This is a genomic window from Exiguobacterium sp. B2(2022) (genome assembly GCF_028823655.1).
GTDB classification, from domain to species: Bacteria; Bacillota; Bacilli; order Exiguobacteriales; family Exiguobacteriaceae; genus Exiguobacterium; species Exiguobacterium aestuarii_A.
Genome location: NZ_JAPEHX010000024.1, coordinates 15,474 through 39,890, shown reverse-complemented (window position 1 = coordinate 39,890; position 24,417 = coordinate 15,474). Strand labels below are relative to the sequence as shown.

Genomic DNA, 24,417 nt, shown 5'->3' with positions numbered 1-24,417 from the left:
TTCAAAATCTTTAAAGATTTTGAAAGGCTCTCTTTTTAATCCTTTTGCCACTCGCCTATTACGTCTCGTTCATCAACTCATGAGAGAGAAGATAAAATATATACAAATCTATGTATACATTCGAACACGTGAATAATCGATATCTGCTTTTTAGTCAGGTAGTTTTTCTAACCACTGTTCAATTTTTTTCGTGATGACTTCATCTTGATTGTCATCAGCGTAGTCGTCATAAATCGCTTCTAGTTCGGAGGCTGTACGCTTTGAAACCGCGAGGATGTGACTATATTTTCCACGCTGTTCTTTCACAGCAGAGAGCGTTCCTCTCGCTTCATGGACTCGGGTATCGTCTAAGACGAACATTTCGATGTTGTCGTTACAAGAATACGCTTCGTATGGACGATACACGACCTCATAGCGACGATGCTCTTTGGGCAAGCGGTTTGCAAGCGAAGTGTACGTGTTCTCGGACATCGTCACGTAAGCAATCCGCTTTTCCTCACGAACCGCTGACGTGTATCGGACGACGCGATTTCGACCATCACGTTTCGCCTTATAGAGCGCCTCATCTGCGTATGCACACCATTCCCCAAGCGTATATCCTGTCTGACAGACACGGGTATATCCGATTGATACGGTCACTTGATGCTCGTACGGGAATTCCATCTCTTCAATCCGGGTACGGACGCGCTCTAACACCGATTCGACAATCGCTCGGTCAGATACGTTCAAGAGAATTAAGAACTCTTCTCCTCCATAACGGATGAGTTCATCACTCGAACGAATCGCGTGTCGGATTTCTTCCGAGACCCGATGAAGAACGTCATCCCCATAAGAGTGACCGAACGTGTCGTTCAATTGTTTAAAATGATCGATATCAAGTAGGGCAACAGCAAAGCTCTCACCTGAGCGCTCTAACCTTGAGATGAAGCGCGTAAATGTCGCTTTTAAATACTTCCGGTTGAACGCACCGGTCAGTTCATCGACAAGTAATGCCTTTGAAACTAAACGAGACTTTTCAATATGTAGACCAAGACGGACTAACCGCTCCTCCATCGGTACCCATGATTCCCAATAGTCATCGAATCCATAGGAATAGGCAGCGAGACGATAATGCTCATTCGTTCCGATGACGATGAGCGGGACGTAAAGTTTTCTCATCTTGCTCACAAACGATTGGATGTCACGTTCTTTAAACTGTGGCCATAGTTCAACGTCCATGATGATGGCTTTTGGTACGTCCTCATAGTCATATTCGACCGCTTCTTCGAGTGTTTGCAAGAATACAGGACGTGCTCCAAGCTTCTCAACACGCGATTTATACCGACTAAATGTCGAAAAACTCGCAGAAAGAATCAAAACGAGGTCCTCATCTTCTTGTTCGATTCCTAGAACGGTATGGATGTATCGTTTCACCGGTGAGATCAAGGTCATTGCCTCTGCTTGGGTAAGGACGCTAGGCAACTCCTTCGCATCAGACTCAACACGACTAAATATTTCTAACAGATGCATAAAGCGTCGCTGTCTAACCTCTTTCTTCACCCAATCAAGTAGAAACTCGATATCGGATTTAGGAATTTGTCTAGACTCTGATATCTTTTTTAAAATCATATGTATACGCTCAGTGAGTTGACCTTGCTCCATCTTCGTCCCCCCTATGTTCGTACTCCCCGAATTCTCTTATGTATCGATTATGCGACTTCTACAGATAAAATACAACTATTTCCTTATTTATTTTCTATTGTTTTACATATCCCTAGTGCTTACGTCCTAAAATAGACATAGAAAAAGCGGTCTTGCGACCGCTTTATGTTATTTTTTCACTTTTAGGTTCGGTGACGTCATCTCTTCAGGACGAATCCACGTTTATGTTATTTTTTCACTTTTAGGTTCGGTGACGTCATCTCTTCAGGACGAATCCATTGATCAAATTGGGCTTCAGTCAATAATCCCGTTTCTAATGCCGCCTCTTTTAAAGAAGTACCGTTTTTGTGTGCCAGTTTTGCGATTTTCGCAGCATTTTCATATCCGATATGTGGATTGAGCGCTGTGACGAGCATGAGCGATTGTTCCACGTTTCGAGAAATCACATCTTGATTCGGCTCAATCCCGACCGCACAGTGATCGTTGAATGAGTGCAGGCTGTCCGTCAAGAGACGACAAGTCTGCAAGAAGTTATACATGATGACCGGTTTGAAGACGTTTAGCTCAAAGTTCCCTTGGCTCGCCCCGAAACCAATCGTCGCGTCGTTACCAAGAACTTGAGCGGCAACCATCGTGAGCGCTTCACTTTGTGTCGGGTTAACTTTCCCTGGCATGATTGAACTTCCTGGCTCATTTTCAGGAATCGTAATTTCGCCGATCCCCGCACGTGGACCCGATGCCAACCACCGCACATCGTTCGCAATCTTCATTGCATCCATCGCTAACGCTTTTAAAGCACCATGTGTAAAGACGAGTTGGTCGTGACTCGTAAGAGCGTGGAATTTGTTTACGGCCGTGACAAACGGTTTACCTGTCTCTTCAGAAATCTTTTTCGCCACGACTTCCCCAAATTCAGGATGGGCGTTGATTCCGGTACCGACAGCTGTTCCACCGAGAGCAAGCTCTGTCAGCGGTTCAATCGTCCGCTCAATCATTTGTTTTGAGAGTTCGAGCATCCGCACCCAGCCGCTGATTTCCTGACCGAGCGTGACCGGTGTCGCATCTTGAAGATGTGTGCGTCCGATTTTGACGATATCCATATACGCTTCCGCTTTTTGCGAAAGAGTTTGGTGAAGGGCATCGATTGCCGGCAAGACGTCATCTTGCACGGAAAGGATGGCCGCAATGTGCATCGCTGTCGGATACGTGTCATTCGAGCTCTGCGATTTGTTGACATCATCATTCGGATGAATCCAAATCGATTGCTCACGCGCATGCAATTTGATATTCGCAATGTTCGCTATCACTTCGTTGACGTTCATGTTTGATTGGGTACCCGATCCCGTTTGCCAGACGACGAGTGGAAATTCAGCGTCGTACTTTCCTTCTAAAATCTCATCGGCTACTTCCGCAATGATTTCAGCTTTCTCTTCTTCCAGTACTCCAAGTTCAGCGTTGGCGAGAGCCGCCCCTTTTTTCAAGATTGCGAAGGCACGTATAATCTCAAGCGGCATCTTTTCTGCACCGATTTTAAAGTTCTCAAGACTACGTTGCGTTTGTGCTCCCCATTTTGCATCAGCCGGGACTTTGATTTCCCCCATCGTGTCCCGTTCGATTCGATAATCCTTCATGCTAAATTCCCCCTCTATAGTTGACTACGCTTTCATTTTAGCGAAAAATCATCTAAAAAGAAAGCGACCAAGAATGATCTTAGTCGCTTACTTCGTTCCGTTTAATGCTTCACGTGCAATGACATCTGCACGATTTTCTGCACGAGGAATCCATTTGATAAAGACGTTCGGTAAATCATCATACGCAATCAGCGCTTTGAGAAAGAGGGATTTGGCCGAGGAATCTTTCATGAATCGTTGCTCCAAAGCACGAACAATCACTTCCGCATCGGAGTAAAGCATGAATGACGTCTCTCCTTGCATCGTATGCGCCATTTCAAGTGCATAGGCACAAGCCGCTAATTCTGCATGGACACTGGACAAACCTTGCGTTTGACGCTTGAACGTCGAGACCGTACCGTCTGATGACTTAATCCAGACACCAAGCCCGTTCTCTTCGGTTGTCTGATTTGTTGCTGCGTCAAAATAAATGTGAACCAAATCGATACGCCTCCCAGTCCGTATTAATCGGCGCATGGATATCAATTTGTGACAGACGTTTAGATAAGAGCGCAATCTCTTCATGCCCGTCTAATTTTTTTGCAAACTTCTGATGCGGTGCCTCGAGCGTTGCATTTCGAACGTTCGTGTAGAGCGTTTCGACCGTATCGTAATGTTGAATCAAGATGGTTGCCGTTTTTGGTCCGATGCCACGAACGCCAGGGATATTATCCGAAGAATCACCTTGTAATGCTTTCACGTCGACAAACTGATATGGTTTCACCCCATACATCGCTTCAAACGAACTCTCATTGACGAGTTGTTCTTCACCTTTTTTCGGCATGATTTGAAACACGTTTGGTGACAATAATTGTAGTAAGTCACGATCAGACGAGTAAAGATACGATTCTCCTGGGAACGCTGTCGCCACAGCTCCCATCAAGTCGTCCGCCTCATAACCGGTCAATTCTGATTGTAGAATCCCTCGCTCGTCCAAAGCCGCTCTCAATTTGACATAGTCTTCGAAGAGCGGTTCTGGCAATCCGTTACGCGTCGCTTTATATTCAGGATAAAGGGCATAACGATGCGTCGTTTCTCTCGTCCCGTCCCAAAAGAAAGCGATGTGAGAAAAGTCCGTCGTCCAGGCATCGACTTTTCGAAGCAACCCTTTCACCGTCACATCTGGATCGAGTGCTCTTCTACGTTCCGTTGCAAAATAATAACGTGATAATAAGTTAAATCCATCAACGAGAATGAGTTTCATCCTGCTCCACCTCACATGCTTTTAATCCTCGTGCCAATGCATCGGCATCTAGTTCTTTTCCAATCCAGACGAATACCGAGCGGTTTCCTTCATGTTCCTCGTTCGCAAACGTCGCGCCCATGAGTTGATTCGTTGCTTGAATGACAAATTTTCGATTCTCATCCTTGAGACGAACAATTGCTTTCATCCGATAGATTGAATCCTCATAATGCATCAATACCTCACGAACATATCGTGTCACGCGTTCACGAGAGAGCGGACGATCTGCATTCAACGTGATGGCTCGAAGCGAAGAGACAGATTCGGTCGTTTCTGTTAGACGACTCAATTGTTCTTCATCGACTCGCGACAGTTGGAACGTGTTTTCAAGAAGGTCAAATTCCCCTTCAGTCTGGAACGTTTCTACCACACGAACGGTTGGATTGATTTGAGAGATCCGTGCTCGGGCGTGTTTCAACTCCTCGCTCGAGACTAAATCTGTCTTGTTTAATAAAATCATGTCTGCATACGCGATTTGATGAATGCCTTCTTTGAACAAGTCGCGATTCATTTGACTAGCATCGACGACAGTCAAGATGGCGTTCATTTTAAAATGTTGACGTAAGTACTCGTCATAATAAATCGTCTGGATGATTGGGGCTGGGTCGGCAACACCGGTCGTCTCGATGATAATTCGGTCAAACGACTCCTTCTTTGCCACGAGTTGATAAAATGTCTTACTCAAATCATTTTGAATCGAACAACAAATACAGCCATTCGATAGTTCGATTTGCTCCTGGTCCATTTTTACAATCAACTGTTCATCAATATTGACCGCCCCGAGTTCATTGACAATCAAACAAATCTTCTCATCTGTCGCAGCGAGTAGACGGTTCATATACGTCGTCTTTCCTGCTCCTAAAAATCCGGTCACTAACTGAACGGGAATCATAGTACCACCCTTTTCTTACAAATCTTCGTGCGCACGAGCCCATTTTTCAAAGCGTGCGTCTAATAAATCAATCAAGTGAAGCATCCACGCTTCTGTCGTCATCGGTAATACACTCGAACCCCACTCACGTTTCCCATGATGCGATAAGATCATATGCCAAATACGGTGATGGACATCAATCGGCAAACGGACGTCTGCACGACGCAGCGTTTCTTCGAATAGAAGTCCACCATACGGCATATGCCCGATCAACGTTCCTAGCGGATTGATGGAGATCCCTGTCGTCTCACTCGTTCCTTCGACAGGCGACAGTTTTTCAAAACGGTTCGGGCTCGATAAAAGGTGACTGTATTCATATATTTTTCCGATGTCATGGAAGAGGATTCCTAGCGCAAGCTCATCCCAATTGAGTGGTTCCTTCCGCTCTGCCATCGCTTCACATGCCGCATATAATGATTCGAACGTACCTTTATAGGCTTGTTCGATTTTAACACCGTTCATCGTATTCCAAAGGTCGACTTTATGCAACTGCTCGGCTTCTTTGATCACACGGAACACCATTGCCAAATAATCGTCCTGCTCCTGAATTCGATATCCGAGACGCAACATGCAGGCGGTATGCTTCAGCAATCCTCCTGCGTAATTGTGATGGTGATAAAGAGCTGCAGGCGAAAGTACAAAGTCATCCCAGACGAAATCGAGGAGTCCGTAGGCAATCTGTTGATAGGTCGGTGATAACGTATCGATTAAACTGAACAACTCATCTGCAAACTGTTCCATCGTCTCATCACCCGGTAACCCTGGGAGTAAAGAAATCGCCTCATCTTTTGAAATCGGTTGGACACGATCGATTGTAATCGACTTAGCACCGTCCGGTTTTGGATAGACATCGATTTTCCCGGACAATTCGATAACACCCGATTCATAGATTGGAAGTAGTTCACTCTCATTTCCACGTAGCCAATGCTTCGCACGCATCATCCCGCTCGCCGTCGTGACACTTAACTGTAGCCATTTCGCCCCGCTTTTCCCTTCTCTCACTTCGACCGTACTAACGAGCGCTTTCGTCTGAACAGGAGCCCCGTCTGGCAACTGATCTAACCGCTCTTTCGTTTTTTCAATTTGTGGTATCTGAAATCTTTCACGGTTCGTCGATTTACCTGTGACCGAATCAATTTGTTGATAATAATTCATGAACATTCCCTCCTCGCATCTTCTGACATTGTATCGCGTTTCTACACATTAGGCGAACATACTTTCTAGTAGGGTCATGATTTCACATTCATTATATTGAAAGCGCTTACGATTATTGGTACGATAAAGATAGTTCTACAAAGGGGGAAGCGATAATGATTTCATTAATCGATACGTATGAGCGTTTCATCGCCTCGGGGGAAGCGACACGTTATGCACAAGAGCAACAATCCATCGAACATATTTTACAAGCGTCTAGTTGTCCAGTAGAGATGAAGGACTTAGAACAGTCACTCACTCACCTTTCCGGTAATCCATATGCAAAAGATGAGTCACTCGATAAAATCGTCGAACACGAGATGAAAGGCGCTATGGCCGCTCTCGAGCTATCTGGTTACCCACTTCAAACACCACTTGCGAAAGCGGTCATCCTATCTGCTTTCACACGGACGAACCGTCTTAACATTGATAAATTGAAAGAACTGAGCCATGCCGACCTTCTAGTCCGGATTCAATCGGCAGAACGCGCATGGAAACGAACATATACATTGTTACACCGTTCGACGCCGACACAAATTTGTGACCAAATGGATTCGCTCCTCGGTGGCTGCGCCGTTCAGCGCGTCCTAGAGGCGATCAAACAGCCCGGTACATCAAAAACAGCATAAGAAAAGGAGCGGTCCCCGGGCCGCTCCTTTTCTTATGCTTATCCTTCTGTTACTTCGACTGCATCTGGCTCGTATAACGTGACGTTACGTGCCGGTGAGAATGTTGAGATCGCATGCTTATAGATCAATTGTTGACGACCTTCTGATTCAACGATGACAGTAAAGTTATCGAATGATTTGATGACACCTCGAATTTGAAACCCGCTCACTAAAAAGACGGTCGTTGGAACCATTTCTTTTCGGAGTTGATTCAAAAAATGGTCTTGGATGTTGTAGCTCGCTTTCATGCTGGATTCCCCCTAGTCTTTATCTCTTTAAAATAATCGGAATTTTCGAAAAAACCCCTCTACATCATCATAAATATTTTTATATGATAGTTCAAATGATTTTCGCCCCATATCCACCCAAATTCCATCAAATTGATGACGGAACCACGTCAATTGACGCTTTGCGAACTGTCTCGTATGTTGCTTCAACAAGTCTGTCGCACGGTCTTTCGAAATTTTTCCCTCAACATACGGAATGATTTCCTTATACCCGATGGCTCGCATCGCCTGAGTATCTCGATATCCTTTCGCCATCAAGCTTTCTACTTCCTCAACAAGTCCTGCTTCCATCATCGCATCGACCCGTTGATTGATTCGGTCATAGAGAAGTTCCCGGTCAGCATGAAGAACGAACAATCGGTAATCATAATGTTCGGACGGCTCGCTATCTGTCGTCTGCGTATCACCTTGCATCGCTACTTCGAGTGCTCGCACGACGCGACGGACGTTATTCGGGTGAATCGTAGCCGCACGTTCGGGATCAAGTTGAACTAACCTTTGATGCAATGCCTCACGCCCTTCGACTTCTGCCAACCGTTCGAGATCAGCCCGCAACGCCTCGTCCACAGGTCGTTCCACAAATTCATAGTCATATAAAATCGAACGAATGTATAAACCTGTTCCTCCGACGATAATCGGTAGTTTGCCACGGGCATAAATATCATCAATGGCAGCACGAGCCAACTGTTGAAAAGCTGCGACACTCATTGCGTCATCCGGGTCACAAATATCAATCAAATGGTGCGGGATTCCTTCGGCTTCTTCTTTCGTTACTTTTGCTGAACCAATGTCCATGCCCCGGTAAACTTGAACCGAGTCACCTGAGACAATCTCGCCGTCGAACGCTTTCGCGAGTTCAATACCCGTCTTTGTTTTCCCGACAGCAGTTGGTCCGACGATGACGACGACAGGTTTTTTTTTCATACTTCTCACTCCTCAATTAAAAACCCGTCTCCTCATGAGACGGGCCATCAAATTCTTCTTTTTATTCTATCATCAAATACGACGGCAAACAGCATCCAACCACATAAAAGTAATCCGAGTAATAACACGAGTCCATCACTCATCTGCTTTCGCCTCCTTTAGCATCCTCATTCCCACTTTTCACATTTTAGACACAAAATAAATGAGAAAAAAGCACACTCGTGAAGAGTGTGCCAACTAAGATGTATGAGCAACCTACTAATTAAACCTTATCTTCTGAACCAATCCCAAAAATGGGCACCTTGCGCGACAATTAAGTAGTCGAGCCAACGTGTATAATCCATGGGAAGTTTTTCAATGTCATCTTCATAAGTCAAAAATTCTCCGACCCATATGTAATTTTCATGTTCGTTGACAACCTCACAAGCAATCCATTCTCCATCTATACCAGCGCCGACGGGGATAAACTGCTCAGGACATTCCCATGTTTCTTGATACTCGTTGATTTCTTCCACACTAAACAGTTGAATCCTTCCACCGTATGTGGGATGGACAAATAGCTGTGCGCCGTTATGTAAAGTTAAAAAATCAATCATTTGAGATGGTGAACGATGCGGTAATCTAGCCAAATCGTCCTTAGTAGCAGGTGGCTGAAACGTAAACAGTTCTGTTTCCACATAGCCTTCTTCCCGCTGCACTTCTAATCGATTATGAATTAATCTTTTTTTTAATGCTTCTAACGCAATCATTAGATTCACACCAATCATTTAGTTTATTGGGCTACGAGTAGTTTCAAGAATTAAATTAACTTTATTCCCCATTTATCATAAGATATATTTAATAAAATATACTAACTAGAGGTGTTATTTACAAGTGAAGAACAAAAGAATTTATAGTTTGATTATTTTCATAACAATTGTTGTAGCATCGTTAATCATCTATGTTGCGTACGAAAAAACAATTAGAGAAGAATTTTTGATTTCCACTCTAGAGAACTACTCACAAGTCGAGAGTCAAGATTACAAGATTGCCTCATCATCCGTGACGAAGTTTGGTTACATATATGAATTAGAATTCCTAGATGAACCTCACATAAAGTATGGATTCTACGTCAAAGAGACAAAAGAAAATCAGTACTATTTATTGTATTACTCATATGGTGTGGATGGAAACTACAATAGAAATGCAAAAAGAGATCAATTATTCAGTCAAACGATTAATAATTTTTTATAGTTGTTTTCGTTTATTAAAAAATGAGATAACCTAGTGAGAACATGCTCACTTAGTTACCTCATTTTTATTTATTGTCATATCTTTATTCAAGCCACTTCTACGGCCTGTTTCGTTCGTTTGACGGAGACGATAAAATACAGAATCGCTGTCCCGCTCGCTGCCCACCAGATCATGTCATACAATCCGTTCATGAGTCCTGCCATCCCAACCATCGCCGGAACGATCAAGGTCAACCACGACAATACGAGAGCGACACGCGCTGTGATGGCCTCATTCGGTCTGCCAAGTCCCATTCCGAAAAAGAAAAGTCCCCATAACAGTGACCAGAAGAACCATGTCAACGCACCCATCGGATCGGCTACAGCGATCGCCATCACCCCGTAAAAAGCGGCTGCGATCGAGACGAATAACGAGAACCAGCCGACGCCACGTCCGTCTAAATTCAAAATGAACGTCACACCGACATATAAATACGTGAACGCAAACAAGTAAATGCTCGCGAGGCCGAACTGCTCTTCAGGACTTGCCCCAATCAGTAACCATGTTGCGATAAACGTTTGTAAGAGTCCGGTGAACAAACTGAATACACCGGCACTCTTCATATCGACCTTCCCGAGAAGGACAAGACTATTTAAAAATAGCGCGACGCCACCAAATAATAAACTTACGTTACCCACACTCATTACCCCTTTGTACAGATGTCTGACCTCTATTCTACTGTATCACTTTAGCTTGAATTCGCTTTCAGTGCAAGGGGATTTTTAATTGTTCACGAGAACGTCATCCGTTATTCATTTTCAAGCGTTTGAATCGCCTCATCGATGCGTTCTTGCTCTTCATCTGAAAAAGTCGGATACTGTGGATTGATTCGCTCGAGGACATCAATCATTACGGAAGAAATGATATAACGGCTGTACCATTCGTCATCTGCAGGCAAGATATACCAAGGTGAAACATCCGTGGATGTATGTGTGATCATCTCTTCAAATATGTTTTGATAATCATCCCAATATTGTCGCTCTTCCACATCACTGAATGAGAACTCCCAATTCTTCTTCGGGTCTTTCAGTCGCTCGAGCAAACGATCCCGTTGTTTATCTTTCGACACATTAAAAAAGAATTTGATGACTTCAAATCCATTTTCTTTCAAGTACAATTCATAATCGTTGATTTGACGATATCGCATCTCCCACACTTTTTCTTGATCCATTTCATCCGGAAGTACCTCGTCTCCTAACAAATCATGGATGCGAGGCGCAATCACTTCTTCATAGTGCGATCGATTCAAGATGCCAACTTGACCTCTTTCCGGTAAGAGATTATGCATTCTCCACAGATAATCGTGTTTCTTTTCCGTATCAGACGGCTTTTGGAACGCATTTGTCTTAAGACCTTGAGCATTCAAGTTCGAAAAGATATAACTGATTGCTTCGTCTTTTCCACCGGCATCAAGTGCTTGTAAAACGACGACAACCCCGGTCTTGCTCTCGGCGTATAGTCTCCAATGTAACTCTTTCAATCGTTCTACACTGTCCGGAATCAGTTCATCCGTCAAAGTCGAATCATCAGGTTTATCTTTCACATGGGTAGAGAAATCACTCAACTGAATTTGCTTGTTCGGTGTAGCCATATATTCTTTTAGATTCATGTTATTTCTCCTTTTCAGTGATCATTCCAATTTGATTTACCCCAAATCGCCACAAAAAATCCCTTCCGAAATATTTCGGAAAGGATTTCTCAATTAGACTCTTAGTTGATTCCGACAGCATCAAACGATTTCGCAGCCGATACCGCTTGTGGGCTAGTTGCACCGTAAAGATCTTTCGCCGATTGAACGACCGCTTGGCGAAGGCTTGAGAAGTTAGATGTTGGCGTCAAGTAAACATTGAGCGCGCGGTAATAGATATCCCCCATCTCCATAACACCGACTCCTTGGACAGACACACCGTAGTGTGATCCGCCGCTAGCTAAAAGGTATGCCGCTTTGTTCACGATCCCAGAGTTAATGTGCACACCACCATTATCTTGTGTACCTGTGTATCGTTTCGAGTAGTGGTCTGGGTCTCCGTTTGCTGCTGGGTTTGCCATCGAACGAAGGCCGTCTCCCGCAACTCCAGGTGTGTAGATATCTTCCCCTACCAACCAGTCAAAGTTTGTTCCAACGCTGTACTCGGCAACTGTACCAAAGATATCCGATACCGCCTCGTTAATTGCGCCAGACTCGTTCTGGTAGATCAATCCTGCTGTATACTCCGTGACTGCGTGAGTCAATTCGTGCGCAACAACATCAAGTGCCCCAGAGAGGTATGTGAATGTCTGACCATCTCCGTCACCGTATACCATCTTGCTACCATCCCAGAACGCGTTGTTGTAGCTACGGCTATAATGAACCGTCGAGTTGAGGGCAGCACCAGCATTATCATAGCTGTTACGTCCATACGTATTCTTATAGAAGTCATACGTTTTCGTTGCGTTGACGTGTGCCGAAACTGCTGCGCGATCGTATGTCGTGTTCAAGACGTTATCGACATCAGCCCAAAGTGAACCCGGAAGGCGTGTGCGGTTTCCAGCATCGTACGTATAAATCCCTTTTCCACGTGTCGAATCTTGTAAGTAGTAGTACGAACCACTCTTCGTTGTCTTGAACGTCTGACTATATCCAAGAACGTCGATTCCTGTTCCTGTATACGTAGTTCCCGTCACACCGTTCGTCGGTCTCGCGTGAGCCAACTGGTCGAATTTATTGAGTACTTCACCCGTCCCCGCATCGATGAAGTATGTCCAACGTGATGGCTCTTCTGCTTCAAGGATCGTTCCGGTCACTTGATATGCATAGACCGACTTGTCACCTTTAGGATAGACAATCAATTCTGATTCCGGTTCGAGTTCATAGGCCCCCTTATGTCCGACAAGCTTTTTGTAACTCGCGATGGCTTTCTTTTCAGTTAACTTGATCGACTTATGTAGGTTCTTGACCGATTTCGCATCATCCACGACTGTCTTCAATTGACCCGCTTCATCTACGACACCGACTACCACACCACCGAATACGGGCACGCCATCAACTGTCTGTTGGAGCTTAACCACTTTCCCGACTTTGTCTGATTTCGACTCGATCGTCTTGAACTCACCTTTTGATTTGACGTACTCTTTTACAATCGTTGTCGGTGCACTTTCTGATGGTTTCGTCAGAGTGCCTGACTTCAATTCTGCCGCCCCGACCAATTGTGGTACGAGTAGGACACCTGCGATTAATGATGTAGATACAACTTTTTTCATGTGTTTGCCTCCTTTGTGATGACTCTTACTTTACACAGTTTCCCACAAAGGCTGTATCCATCTTTTTAATTATTTTGATAATTCATAATATTGAGTATTTAGAACCATTCATTCTATTTACGACCTAATTTTATCCAAAAAAAATAGGTGCTCCTTAGGAAAGGAGCACGAATAATTAATACACATCTTTTTGGGTAAAGTGGTAAAACGCATACGCCAAGGCGGCCATCGACCAAATGAGAATGACGAGAAGCGAAAACGGTAACGTCATCCCATCGATTGGGGGAGCCTGTCCTTCCAAATAGGTATGAAGGCCGAAGTTGACGTTCACCAGGTATTTCGAGCTATCCCAGTTTGAGCCAAGCGATGTCAAGAGTGGCCCTGAGATGAGGACGGCCATCATGATTCCGATGCCGGTCGCCGTATTTTTTACTAGTACCGAGATCATAAGTGAGATTGTACCGACGGCAGCAACGACAAGCCATGAGAGTCCCATCGACATGAGCAAGTATTCCCACATCGGCAACGTATGGACAAAATCAGTTGAGAAGGTGCCGGTCGGTGAAGCTTGGAAGCCTGTCAGGATTGGAGCTGTCCAACCGTCCCATCCGAGAACAATCCCCGATATGGCGTAACTGACGACGGCGGTCACAAATATTAAGATTGATGTATACAAAAGTGTCGTCAACCATTTAGCAAGCAAAATTTTATAACGCCTTACCGGTCGGGACAGTAGTGTTTTGATTGTCCCGTCATTATGCTCCCCACTGACGATATCTGCCATCAAGACGATAATGAAAAGCGGTAGGACGAGCGTCGTCCCTTGCGAGAAGAAGACACGCATAAACGTCGGTGCGCCTGGATAGTTCGGGTTGATGTCATTATCAAGATAATACTGATTCTGTTGGACTTGGAATTCAAGGATCTGACGAAACTCGTCTTGGACGTTCGCAGAGGCGAGTCGGTTCTGTGTATCGATAATTTCTTGTTGAAGATCAACACGCCAATCAATCGTCCCTTGCTCTTCACGCTGCTTCTCGATTTGCCGATAGTTCGCGTATGTGAACATCGAGACGAGTACAATCAGGATGATCGAGACGACCATCAACCTACGCTTCCGATGAATTTTTAATACTTCATTACGTATGAGTCCGAGTAAAGATGGATTAGGCAATGTGATCACCGCCCGTCAATGTAATAAAGAGATCCTCTAACGTCTGCACACGACGCTCGAGTCCGAACACGTCGACATCTCTCTCCATTAGATATCGATTCAATTTTGCTGTTTCCTCAACGTTCATTGAGATTCGAATCGTTCGCTCATCGATCACGTCCGCTTGATCGATCCCTTCATAACCTTGAACGATCGGCAGCACTTCAAAACTATTGGCAATGTGCAAATCGACCGTCGATGCGAGTTCTTCAATCAAAGCATCGACCGTTCCCACTTTGACAATCTTCCCGCGTGACATGATCGCGACTCGATCCGCTAACAATTCAATCTCGGCCAAGATGTGACTCGACACGAGAACACTCAGCCCAGTTTCTTCGACAAGTCTACGAATGAAAAGTCGTAAATCTCGAATCCCCATCGGATCAAGTCCGTTCGTCGGTTCGTCTAAAATAAGAACGCGTGGATTGTTCAATAATGCCTGTGCGATACCGAGCCGTTGACGCATGCCGAGCGAGTATGTCTTCACTTTATCATCGATGCGAGCAGTCAAATCGACGAGGTCGATCACTTCTTGAATTCGTTTATCGTCCACATCAGGCAACATGCGGGCGAAGGCTTCTAAGTTCTCACGTCCAGACAAAAATTTATACAGCTCTGGATTCTCGACGATGGCTCCGATCTGATTCATCGCTTGAACGAATTGTTTATCGACACGATAGCCACAAATCGAAACATTTCCTTTTGTCGGTTTAATCAAGCCGACGATCATCCGAATCGTCGTCGTTTTCCCGGCACCGTTCGGTCCTAAAAATCCAAACACCTCACCTGGGTTGACTTCTAACGAAATATTATCGATGATCGTCTTTTTCCCTATCACTTTTGTCAGTTGATGTAGCTTTAACGTCGGTTCCATTGTCTCACCTCTTTCTTTATTCTATCGGACAAAATCAAATCTGTCCTATTCGAACATTCACATAGGGCACATCGTCACATTTTTGATATGATGTCTGTATAGAAAGCGAGGTCAGCCCATGAAACATTCGAAATGGTATGCATTTTTAAGTGGCGCCGTTCTTTTAACGGGAATCGCCGTCTACGGTCTATGGATCGGCTATCAAGATATCGTCAATCCGCCGGAGCGAACACTTTCCGTCTCCGAAGATGAACGTCCCGAGCCAGAAGGAGACGTCTACGTCGCATTAGGCGATTCGTTGACACGCGGTGTCGGGTCAACATCAGGCGCAGGATATGTACAGCCTGTCAGCGCTGCTCTTGAAGAAGGCGTGCGTACGCAAAATCTTGCCGTGTCTGGAGCACGAACAGAAGATTTACTCACACAACTCGAGCAACCTGAAGTACGTCGGACCATCGAAAACGCACGATATATCACGTTGACCATCGGTGGAAACGATTTGTTCAACCGTGGAGAAAACGTCGATAACTTCGAATCCGTCGATATTCAACAAGTGGTCACTGATGCGAAGACGAATTTAGAAACGATTTTCACTGAAATTCGCTCGCTCAACGATTCGGCAACCATCGTGTATATCGGTCTATACAATCCGTTTCAAAATGATGAGAATGGACAAGCATTCAATCAGCTCATCCTCGATTGGAACGCATCCGCGAAACAATTGGCGAATGCGCAGAATATCGATGTGATCGACCCGTTCGCCTACATCTCTGACTTATCAAGAGATTTAGCGACCGATCAGTTCCACCCGAGTGACCGTACGTATGAGAAATTCGCGAATGATGTACTCTTCGTTCTCGAATGAATAAAATCCTCGTCAGCTTGACGAGGATTTTTTACTTCTCATAACGAACGATCCACTGCTCCCCTTGTTTCATCATGCCCGTCCCGATCCAACCAGCTTGAAGCAACTCAACTTGTCGCCCACGATCTTCCATCGGTACATCTTGCACAACTGATGTGGGATGCCATGAACGATGAAGCTCCTTGTAAAAAATATAGCGGAGTTTCCCGCCATACTTTTCTTTCAACGCCCCGATTTGGAGTCCGAGCGTAAACTTGTCTTTCATACTTGGAATATTAAACGGTGCGACCGTCGCACAGACGACATCAAATTGGTTGTCCGATTCAACTTGTGACATCAATAGTTTGCCCAAGTGCGTCTGCAACCCATATCCCCGGAAATCTGGATGCACGTTCGTCACTTCCTGATAAATGACACGTTCAAGCGAATCCTCCGGCCAGCCGATATCTCGTCCTAAATGTTCATCGTCAATCGGGGGGATTAACATGGCACGGAATGCAATCAGTTGTCCTTCAGACATTGCCCCAATCAACGTCTGATCCGTTAACAGTTTCGTGAACTCTTCAATCGATAACGATTGATAGTGCTCCGGTTCAGCCAACGCTTGAATTACCGCTTCTTGAATTAACAACAACTCAGGTAAGTCTGACAACGTCAGAACACGCACTTGAAGCGGAAGACCTTTGATCTCACCTTGCCACATGTGAGTCTTCTCCAATCACATATGAATCGATCGTCAGTTCACGCAATAGATCCTCATCGACATCGATGCCGAGACCAGGACGGTCGTTCAATGAGATGATCGGCAAATCATATGTCAAGTTCCCGACATCCTTCCCGAAACGTAACGGTCCTGTCAATTCGACCGTTTTAACAATCTTACTTGAAAAGGCGACATGGAATCCCGCACTCGATGCAATCGACGATTCGACCATCGAGCCGATTTGGCATTCAATCCCTGACATCTCCGCCATATGGACCAACTTTTTCGCCGGATAGATGCCACCGCACTTCATCAGCTTGATGTTCGCTTTATGGGCTGCTTGCATCATCGTCAACCGTCTCATATCGTGAATGTCTTTCAGACCTTCATCGATCATGAGTGGCACCGAGATTTTTTGTTTCACTTCGAGCATGCCTTCAAAATCATCCGCTTTGACCGGTTGTTCGACCCAATCGATTCCGTACGATTCGAGTAGACGCATGGCTCGGACCGTGTTGGCCGCATTGACCCACCCTTGATTGACGTCAATCCGAATCGGAACATTTGGTCCTACGGCTTCTCTCACGGCTTTGACACGTTCCACGTCCGTTTGTACGTCGACCCCGACTTTCATCTTCACGGCCGTATAGCCCTGTTTGATTTGATCAAGAGCCTCTTGTGCCATGTGATCCGGTTCCCCGATACTCAAGACGTGTGTGACCGGGAACGACTCATGGTACCGACCGCCAATCCATTCGTAAATCGGTTGTTTCAGTTTCTTTCCGATCAAATCGTGACAGGCGATATCGAGCGCTGCTTTTGCTGCAGGAACACCTTTTATCGCAAGGTCCATCTCGTCATGAATCCGCTCCAAATGCATCGGGTTTTTCCCGATTAATAAAGGTGCCAATAGATGACGGAGGACACTCACCGTACTTTCAGCTGACTCTCCCGTCACGTGTTCATCCGCTACCGCTTCCCCATAACCAATCAGTCCGCAAGACGTGGTCATTTTGACGATGACAGATGGCATATCGTCATAACGATGATAACTCACGATAAACGGAACTTTTAGTGGGAATCGAACCGAGAAAATTTCAATGCTTTGAATGTTCAATTTCATCACTCCTTTACTTCGTCTACGCTTTCCTCTATATTGTCGTTATATAGTCGTTAAATTGCAAGGGGGATTTTGTGATGTCTATCCATATCGCCGTCGTCGGCTCACCAGCGTTTATTCAACATATTGTAAATGGTTCTTCCTTACCCGATGTCCGGATTGAAGGGTTTCCTTATGATGACCCACGCGAAGCGAAAGACATCGCCCAACAATTACACTTTTTTGACGGTGTTTTCTTCTCCGGTTCATTTCCGTATACGTACGCGATGGAGAGGGCGAACCTCCCGTATGCTCATCATGTCGTTCAAGACGATGTCGTTTTATTGACTTCACTCTTATTTATGACGTTGACGCAACACGTCGAGCTTGAACATCTATCGATTGACCTCGTCGACTCATCACGACTTGCATCGGTGTTAGAGCCATTTCCCACTCGTATCTCGCAATCGCAAGTGAAACAGCTTCATCCAAACATGAATTTCGAGGACTTGATTGCCTTTCATAAACAACTTCAAGAAAATGGGACGACACAATTCGCTTTGACGAGTGTCGAGCAAATCCAACGCCGGTTAATAACCGACGGCTATCGGAGTCAACTCATGATTGAACCGAAAGAGAGGATTCTTCACCATTTCAATGATTTTCTACAACAGATTCGATTGCAAAAATCAGATCAGTCTCAGTTTGCCATTCTTCAGTATTCGAATTCGAGTGAAGAGACGTTAGCACACGTGTCGGACCAACAATTCTTCGGTGGCAAGTTGCTACAATCGAATGAAGAGGGGGTCACAATCTTATCGAATAAAGGCAAAATTGAGACCGCTATTTCAAATGGTGTTGTTTTACCGAATCCCTCGTCTGTTCTTGTCGGCATCGGATATGGCTCAGACTATCAGCGCGCTCTCGACCATGCACGACTCGCGCTTTATGCAGAAAGTGAACGACAGATGCGCATCGTCGATGATTCGAAGCGGCTAATGTTCTCGGATCAACCCTCACCCATTCACTATCGCGTCACGCAAACACGTGTCTACGACATGATGAAACAGACCGGTATGAGTCCGACCAATATCGAAAAACTCATCCACTTCTCACGTGATCAACTTGAGTTCACGGCTAAAGAGTTGACCGATTACTTACATGTCACCCGTCGCACGACAGAGCGATTGATTAAGAAGTTGGTCGATGCGAAACTCGTTCATGCGATTGGCGAAGAGATGAGCTACAGCCAAGGTCGTCCGCGCACCGTCTATAAATTTCAATTCCCGGTCGATTGACGACCGGGAATTGTTTTATTGGGCTGCTTGCTTCACAACTGACTCTTCTTGCTGAATGACGGCCATGCGCTCGATTGTGAATCCCGTAAAGGCATACAGAATCGAAATGACCGGTACGATAAAGTTTAAGACGGCGTAAGGCGCGTATTCGAATGCCCCGACCCCGAGCGTACCAAGAATGAATACCCCACACGTATTCCATGGGATGAACACCGATGTCAATGTTCCACCATCCTCAAGTGCGCGTGATAAGTTTTTCGATTGTAATCCCATTTTTTCATAAGCTCCTGCAAACATACGTGACGGGACGACAATCGAGATATACTGCTCCGAACAGGTCGCATTTGTCGCAATCCCAGCCAAAATCGTTGAAGCAATCAACGAGCCTGCTGTTTTCGCCAACTTCAAGATTTGATTCATGATCGATTGAAGCATACCTGAATATTCTAAAATTCCACCGAACGTCATCGCAACGATTGTCATGGAGACCGTGTACATCATCGCATCAAGACCGCCACGGCTGAAGAGGTTGTCGACCAATTCATTACCTGTATCAATGACATAGCCACTTTGAAGAGCACCTACGCTGTCTGAAAGTGACCCGCCTTGAATGAACACTTGAGCCAAGAAACCGAGGGCAATCCCGACGACGAGTGCTGGAATCGCAGGTACCTTCTTCGCGACGAGCAAAATGACCGCGAGCGGCACGACGAGTAACCATGGCGAGATGACAAAACTATCTTCAAGAATGTTAAGCGTCTGTGTAATCTCTGACGAGTCCGTCGTCGAATCCGCAAACCGTCTACCAAGCCAAGCGTATACCCCTAGCGCGATGATGAGTCCTGGAATCGTCGTATATAACATGTGTCGGATATGTACGAATAGATTCGTATGAGTCAGTCCTGCCGCCAAGTTTGTCGTATCTGACAATGGTGACATCTTGTCCCCGAAATAAGCACCTGAGATGACGGCTCCCGCAACCATCGGAGCTGGTATCCCCATACTCAGTCCGATCCCCATCCCTGCTACACCAATCGTTCCCATCGTCGACCATGAACTCCCAATCGAGAGCGCGACGACCGCACAGATGAGGCAAATCGTTAATAAAAAGTATGCCGGCGAGATGATCTTCAGTCCGAAATAGATCATCGTGGCAACGATTCCCCCACCAATCCAAGCACCGATTGTCAATCCGACCAAAATGATGATGACGACTGCCGGTAAAGCGAGACGAATCCCTTTATACATCATCTCTTCAATCTCTTTCCACTTGAACCCATGACGCCAGGCGACGAGCGAAGCGACCGCCGTCCCGACGATGAGCGGGATGTGTGGTCCTTGTCCGAGCTTAACGATTGAGATGAGCATGACGACAATCATCACGGCAAGTGGTAAGAGCGCCCACCCTAGTTTCATGTCTTGCTTGTTCCCCGTTGTTTCCATCTAACTTCCTCCCCTATAGCGAAAATTCAGAATTGTCGTTATATTGTCGCTAATAACGTTATGATAGCGCTTACACTTATTTGATGCAATAAAAAAATGAGTGGACAGACATCTGTCTATCACACTCATCCTGAATTATGTTGCTGCAATTCGGAGTGCATCCGCAAGCAGGCGTGCCCCGTCTTCTAACGCATCACGGTCAAACGTCATATGCGGATGATGAAGTCCTGGACCTAAATCTGCACCGATTCCAATCATCGTCGCATCAAGCGTCGGTTTCTCAACAGTATAGAAATGAAAATCATCGCTACCTGACGTGACAATTCTCTCGACGAGAGCCGACTGACCGAAGCGTTGCTCGATCGCCTGCTTCGCAATCTGACTCGACTGTTCCCCAACGACCGCTCCCGGTGTGAAGTCTTGCCACTCCCACTCCAATGTCACACGATGAAGCTGACCGACATGGAGTAACATGTCTTCGACACGATTTCGCAGTTCGAGCAATTCCTCATTTTGTTGAGCGCGGACATCAATCGAAAACGTCGCATTCCCTGGAATGATGTTCATGTTGTCACTCCCGGCGTGTACTTTCGTCAACTTGACGGAGTGTGGCTCAAACGGTGATAAGTAAATGCTTTTGAGCATGTGTTGAATCGTGAAGATGACATCGAGTGCGTTTTGCCCTTGATGCGGTCTTGCGCCGTGCGCGTCATCCCCAATGACCTCTCCCTTTAAGAAGAAGGCAGCACCATGCTGAATCGCCGCCGCGTATTGACCTTTCTTCAACTCTTCTTGTGGGCGCAAATGAATCCCGAACAGTTGCGTCACGTCTTCTAACGCCCCACGTTCGATCATGGCGAGGGAACCATTCCCTTGCTCTTCGGCAGGTTGGAAGATGAAACGGATCCGCTTCTGTAACGCCTCGTCCTTCAACTGTTCGAGTGCACCGAGTACCATGCTGATGTTCGCGTCGTGCCCGCATGAATGGTTCGCACGAAACGTACCGTCCACTTGTTGCCATAACGCATCGATATCGGCGCGGACCGCAATCACGTCTTCCCCTGATCCAATCTCCGCGATCACTCCGGTCACATCCTCAAACGTCTGATGCGGAATCGACCAGTTCGATAAGATGGATGCAATCGTTCGGGTCGTCTCAACTTCTTTCCAACTGATTTCTGGATGTTCATGAAAATGTTCGAACCATTTCAATACGTTTGTCATATGTATCTCCACACCTTTATATTTTTTTGACACCTTTGATCAAAACCCATTGAAGCGGGAGTCGTCCCCATGTGATCCATTTCGGAATGACTTTCCCACCGATTCTAGAAGGTTTGACGGCCATGTTGATATTGGCCGGGAAGACGGCGATAAAGAATGCTGGTAGCGTCCGCTTTACGAACGTCGTCCCTTTGTTTAGTAAGAGCATTGCCCCGAAGACGACTTCCACGACTCCGCTTAGTTGCACCATCAAGCGGCGGAACGGCCAAGACTTTGGAATAATCGACATGAACGCCTTTTCTCTGACAAAATGTAAAATTCCTGCCCCGAATAATAACACCCCATATAAATTTCGTACCATATTTCATCCTCCTTTTGTATAAGCATAGCAAAAAAGGCGGGCTTATTGCCCACCTTTTACAATGCAGAACCGTTTGCGTTTTGAATCTCGACTTGAACTGTTTCCGTTTTTCCGTCACGGACATATTCGATGTCGACCGTTCCGTCCGTATCTCGAATCAATTCACTACGGAGGTCGATGAACGAACTGACGTCTTTGTCATTGATTTTCACGATGACGTCACGCGCCTCAAGACCCGCTTTTGCGGCTGAACTATTTTGTTGAACTTCTACGATAATCGTTCCCGCCGTTACCGATTCAGGTAAGTTGATTTGTTCCGTCAAGTAACCTGGAGGGAACTCTGACACGTCACGTAGCGATACGCCGAGCGAAGGATGATTCACTTCTCCCGTCTGTTCGATTTGATTGATCAGCGGAAGGGCGATGTCAACCGGGATCGAGAATCCGACTCCCTCGACTTCTGCCGTCGCAATCTTCATCGAGTTGATTCCGACGAGTTGTCCTTCTTCGTTGATTAACGCACCACCCGAGTTACCTGGGTTGATGGCCGCATCCGTTTGAATGACCTCAGCGTTGAAGTCGGCCTGTCCGTTCTCATCCGTATCTACCGGGACGAGCCGTGACGTCGATGAGACGACACCGCGTGTCACGGAGTTCTCGAATTGTCCGAGCGGATTCCCGATGGCGATGACCGTTTGTCCCGGTTTTAACTCGCTCGATTTGCCGATTGAGATGACGGCAGGTACTTTGTCAGCGTCCACTTTCAAGACGGCCAAGTCATACGTTGCGTCACTTCCCATGAGCGTCGCTTCCGCTGTCGTTCCGTCATTAAACGTGACCGTCAGCTTGTCTGCCCCGTTGACAACGTGATGGTTCGTCGCGATAAATGCCGAGTCACCTTCTTTTTTGTAGATGACGCCCGATCCAACGCCAGCCTCGACGGCTTCACTCGAGAAGCCAGTTTGGGCGAAGTTGTTCACGGTGACGACTGCAGGTTGAGCGGTTGCGACGGCATTCGTGACTGAAGAGTCAGACACGTTTGATGACGTCTGGACCGGAGTCCCTTGCGAGGTCACGTTCGTATCACTCACATTCGTTGCGGGTTGATCGATAAACGGATAAGCGATTGCGCCCGTCAACAATGCCCCGATGACCCCACCGACAAGTCCTGGGAACATGCGGCTGACGAATGAAGGTTTTGACTGTGTTCGTACTTTTGTTTCTTCTCGGTTAGATGAACCGAGTTCTGTATCTAACCAATCTTCTTGCTGTTCTGATTCATGTAATTGATCGTGTTCATTTGATTGATCGTGACGATCCATAATGATTCATCTCCTCTGTGTTATCTTCTACCCTTACTATAACGAAGAGGAACACTCATTTATAAAATGATAAATGAATTACAAGATTCTTCACATTTTGCGTCATTTCATTCAGACAATCACATTTCTTAGCGTGCCCAGACCTTCAATCGTCACTTCGACGGTGTCTCCCGTTTGAAGATAGGTCGGTGGTGTCATCCCGTGCCCGACTCCGGCTGGCGTTCCTGTCGCGATGATGTCACCCGCTTCAAGCGTCATGCCTTTCGATAACGTACGGATGAGCTCGTCAATCGGGCGAATCATATCGGCCGTCGTTCCGTCTTGGCGCGTCTCCCCGTTGACATTCGTTTGGATTCGGAGAGGGAACTGAAGCTCGTCCGGCGTCACGATGAACGGTCCCATCGGACAGAACGTATCGAACGACTTACCACGAAAGAATTGGACATGTTCTTTTTGCACATCCCGTGCCGTCACATCGTTTAGAATCGTGTATCCGAAAATGTGTTCTTCGACCGATTCAATGTCTCGTCCCGACTTTCCAATGATGACGGCAAGTTCGCCTTCGTAGTCGAGTTTGTCCGTCAATTCCGGATGGCGCTCGATGACCGCTTCCGGTCCGACGACTGAAGTTGGTGCTTTCGTGAAGATGACGAGTTTCCCCGCTCCCGCTGTATCCATCTCTTTCACGTGTTCTTCGTAGTTCTTGCCGATACAAATCACATTTTTCAATGGACGGTACGGGGCGAGCAGTTTCACGTCCGTCACTCGGTATGACGGCGCCACGTCCAAATCGATATCCGGTTCGAACTCACGCGCAATCACTTCTAATAAGTTAGTCGTATGTACTTGATTGCTGACATCGTAGACGAAATCGCCCTCGATGATCCCTACTCGTTGCTCTTCTTGCATGTCAAAACTACACCATTTCATCAAAAATCCCCCTTT

The 24,417-nt window shown here is 46.1% G+C and carries 24 protein-coding genes; 3 read left to right on the top strand and 21 right to left on the bottom strand.

Features of this window, described 5'->3' with window-relative positions; genetic code table 11:
* Positions 1-150: 150 nt before the first annotated feature.
* The 6 genes from ON063_RS06640 to ON063_RS06615 all read right to left on the bottom strand — a co-directional run bounded on the left by ON063_RS06640 (position 151) and on the right by ON063_RS06615 (position 6,640).
* Entirely contained in the window at positions 151-1,641 is a 1,491-nt protein-coding gene (locus tag ON063_RS06640) for a GGDEF domain-containing protein (protein WP_274664624.1), read from the bottom strand.
* 227 nt (positions 1,642-1,868) lie between these two features.
* Positions 1,869-3,272, bottom strand: coding sequence for a class II fumarate hydratase (gene fumC, locus ON063_RS06635; RefSeq protein WP_274664623.1), 1,404 nt, complete (start codon positions 3,270-3,272; stop codon positions 1,869-1,871).
* Positions 3,273-3,359: 87 nt separating this feature from the next.
* Positions 3,360-3,752, bottom strand: coding sequence for a reverse transcriptase-like protein (locus ON063_RS06630; RefSeq protein WP_274664622.1), 393 nt, complete (start codon positions 3,750-3,752; stop codon positions 3,360-3,362).
* The gene (locus ON063_RS06625; RefSeq protein WP_214875717.1) at positions 3,733-4,515 is read right to left on the bottom strand and encodes a 5'-3' exonuclease; all 783 of its coding nucleotides are present in this window, start codon (positions 4,513-4,515) and stop codon (positions 3,733-3,735) included. Before ON063_RS06625 ends, ON063_RS06630 begins: the two co-directional genes overlap by 20 nt.
* The gene (locus ON063_RS06620) at positions 4,496-5,446 is read right to left on the bottom strand and encodes a CobW family GTP-binding protein (protein ID WP_274664621.1); all 951 of its coding nucleotides are present in this window, start codon (positions 5,444-5,446) and stop codon (positions 4,496-4,498) included. Before ON063_RS06620 ends, ON063_RS06625 begins: the two co-directional genes overlap by 20 nt.
* Before the next feature lie 15 nt (positions 5,447-5,461).
* Positions 5,462-6,640 (bottom strand): HD domain-containing protein, encoded by a 1,179-nt coding sequence (locus ON063_RS06615; protein ID WP_274664620.1) that lies wholly within the window; start codon positions 6,638-6,640, stop codon positions 5,462-5,464.
* A 155-nt stretch (positions 6,641-6,795) separates the two neighbouring features.
* Here ON063_RS06615 and ON063_RS06610 point away from each other — a divergent pair, with 155 nt between their 5' ends.
* The gene (locus ON063_RS06610) at positions 6,796-7,308 is read left to right on the top strand and encodes a hypothetical protein (protein WP_274664619.1); all 513 of its coding nucleotides are present in this window, start codon (positions 6,796-6,798) and stop codon (positions 7,306-7,308) included.
* A gap of 38 nt (positions 7,309-7,346) precedes the next feature.
* Here ON063_RS06610 and hfq read toward each other — a convergent pair whose 3' ends face one another.
* The 8 genes from hfq to ON063_RS06570 all read right to left on the bottom strand — a co-directional run bounded on the left by hfq (position 7,347) and on the right by ON063_RS06570 (position 15,157).
* Positions 7,347-7,595 (bottom strand): RNA chaperone Hfq, encoded by a 249-nt coding sequence (gene hfq / locus ON063_RS06605; RefSeq protein ID WP_012726185.1) that lies wholly within the window; start codon positions 7,593-7,595, stop codon positions 7,347-7,349.
* 27 nt (positions 7,596-7,622) lie between these two features.
* The gene (gene miaA, locus ON063_RS06600; RefSeq protein ID WP_274664618.1) at positions 7,623-8,558 is read right to left on the bottom strand and encodes a tRNA (adenosine(37)-N6)-dimethylallyltransferase MiaA; all 936 of its coding nucleotides are present in this window, start codon (positions 8,556-8,558) and stop codon (positions 7,623-7,625) included.
* A gap of 269 nt (positions 8,559-8,827) precedes the next feature.
* On the bottom strand, positions 8,828-9,307 hold the full coding sequence (locus ON063_RS06595) for an SMI1/KNR4 family protein (protein WP_274664617.1): 480 nt from the start codon (positions 9,305-9,307) through the stop codon (positions 8,828-8,830).
* Between the two features lie 570 nt (positions 9,308-9,877).
* The gene (locus ON063_RS06590; RefSeq protein WP_274664616.1) at positions 9,878-10,474 is read right to left on the bottom strand and encodes an AmiS/UreI family transporter; all 597 of its coding nucleotides are present in this window, start codon (positions 10,472-10,474) and stop codon (positions 9,878-9,880) included.
* Between the two features lie 104 nt (positions 10,475-10,578).
* Positions 10,579-11,439, bottom strand: coding sequence for a PPK2 family polyphosphate kinase (locus ON063_RS06585; protein ID WP_274664615.1), 861 nt, complete (start codon positions 11,437-11,439; stop codon positions 10,579-10,581).
* Positions 11,440-11,540: 101 nt separating this feature from the next.
* Positions 11,541-13,070, bottom strand: coding sequence for a M4 family metallopeptidase (locus ON063_RS06580; RefSeq protein WP_274664614.1), 1,530 nt, complete (start codon positions 13,068-13,070; stop codon positions 11,541-11,543).
* A 175-nt stretch (positions 13,071-13,245) separates the two neighbouring features.
* Positions 13,246-14,244, bottom strand: coding sequence for an ABC transporter permease (locus tag ON063_RS06575; RefSeq protein WP_274664613.1), 999 nt, complete (start codon positions 14,242-14,244; stop codon positions 13,246-13,248).
* A complete protein-coding gene (locus ON063_RS06570; protein WP_274664612.1) occupies positions 14,237-15,157 on the bottom strand; it encodes an ABC transporter ATP-binding protein in 921 nt (306 codons plus the stop codon). Before ON063_RS06570 ends, ON063_RS06575 begins: the two co-directional genes overlap by 8 nt.
* A gap of 118 nt (positions 15,158-15,275) precedes the next feature.
* On the opposite strand from ON063_RS06570, the gene ON063_RS06565 reads away from it, so the two are divergent.
* A complete protein-coding gene (locus ON063_RS06565; RefSeq protein WP_274664611.1) occupies positions 15,276-16,022 on the top strand; it encodes a GDSL-type esterase/lipase family protein in 747 nt (248 codons plus the stop codon).
* Positions 16,023-16,053: 31 nt separating this feature from the next.
* Here the strand turns inward: ON063_RS06565 and ON063_RS06560 are convergent, their stop codons facing one another.
* Together ON063_RS06560 and ON063_RS06555 are read right to left on the bottom strand one after the other, a co-directional pair.
* Positions 16,054-16,725 (bottom strand): hypothetical protein, encoded by a 672-nt coding sequence (locus tag ON063_RS06560; protein ID WP_274664610.1) that lies wholly within the window; start codon positions 16,723-16,725, stop codon positions 16,054-16,056.
* Entirely contained in the window at positions 16,712-17,842 is a 1,131-nt protein-coding gene (locus tag ON063_RS06555; RefSeq protein WP_274664609.1) for a mandelate racemase/muconate lactonizing enzyme family protein, read from the bottom strand. Before ON063_RS06555 ends, ON063_RS06560 begins: the two co-directional genes overlap by 14 nt.
* An 80-nt stretch (positions 17,843-17,922) precedes the next feature.
* Between ON063_RS06555 and ON063_RS06550 the strand changes: the two genes are divergently transcribed.
* Positions 17,923-19,122 (top strand): hypothetical protein, encoded by a 1,200-nt coding sequence (locus tag ON063_RS06550; protein ID WP_274664608.1) that lies wholly within the window; start codon positions 17,923-17,925, stop codon positions 19,120-19,122.
* A 15-nt stretch (positions 19,123-19,137) separates the two neighbouring features.
* On the opposite strand, the gene nhaC is transcribed toward ON063_RS06550, so the two are convergent.
* The 5 genes from nhaC to ON063_RS06525 form a co-directional block, all read right to left on the bottom strand.
* Positions 19,138-20,565 carry a Na+/H+ antiporter NhaC gene (gene nhaC, locus ON063_RS06545; protein ID WP_274664607.1) on the bottom strand — a complete coding sequence of 476 codons (1,428 nt, stop codon included), beginning with the start codon at positions 20,563-20,565 and terminating at the stop codon, positions 19,138-19,140.
* Positions 20,566-20,700: 135 nt separating this feature from the next.
* A complete protein-coding gene (locus tag ON063_RS06540) occupies positions 20,701-21,789 on the bottom strand; it encodes an amidohydrolase (protein ID WP_274664606.1) in 1,089 nt (362 codons plus the stop codon).
* Between the two features lie 16 nt (positions 21,790-21,805).
* Positions 21,806-22,150 (bottom strand): DoxX family protein, encoded by a 345-nt coding sequence (locus ON063_RS06535; protein WP_074034557.1) that lies wholly within the window; start codon positions 22,148-22,150, stop codon positions 21,806-21,808.
* Between the two features lie 56 nt (positions 22,151-22,206).
* Positions 22,207-23,472: a S1C family serine protease gene (locus ON063_RS06530; protein ID WP_274664605.1), complete on the bottom strand. Its 1,266-nt coding sequence runs from the start codon at positions 23,470-23,472 to the stop codon at positions 22,207-22,209.
* A 111-nt stretch (positions 23,473-23,583) separates the two neighbouring features.
* Positions 23,584-24,402 (bottom strand): fumarylacetoacetate hydrolase family protein, encoded by an 819-nt coding sequence (locus tag ON063_RS06525; protein WP_274664604.1) that lies wholly within the window; start codon positions 24,400-24,402, stop codon positions 23,584-23,586.
* Positions 24,403-24,417 lie beyond the last annotated feature (15 nt).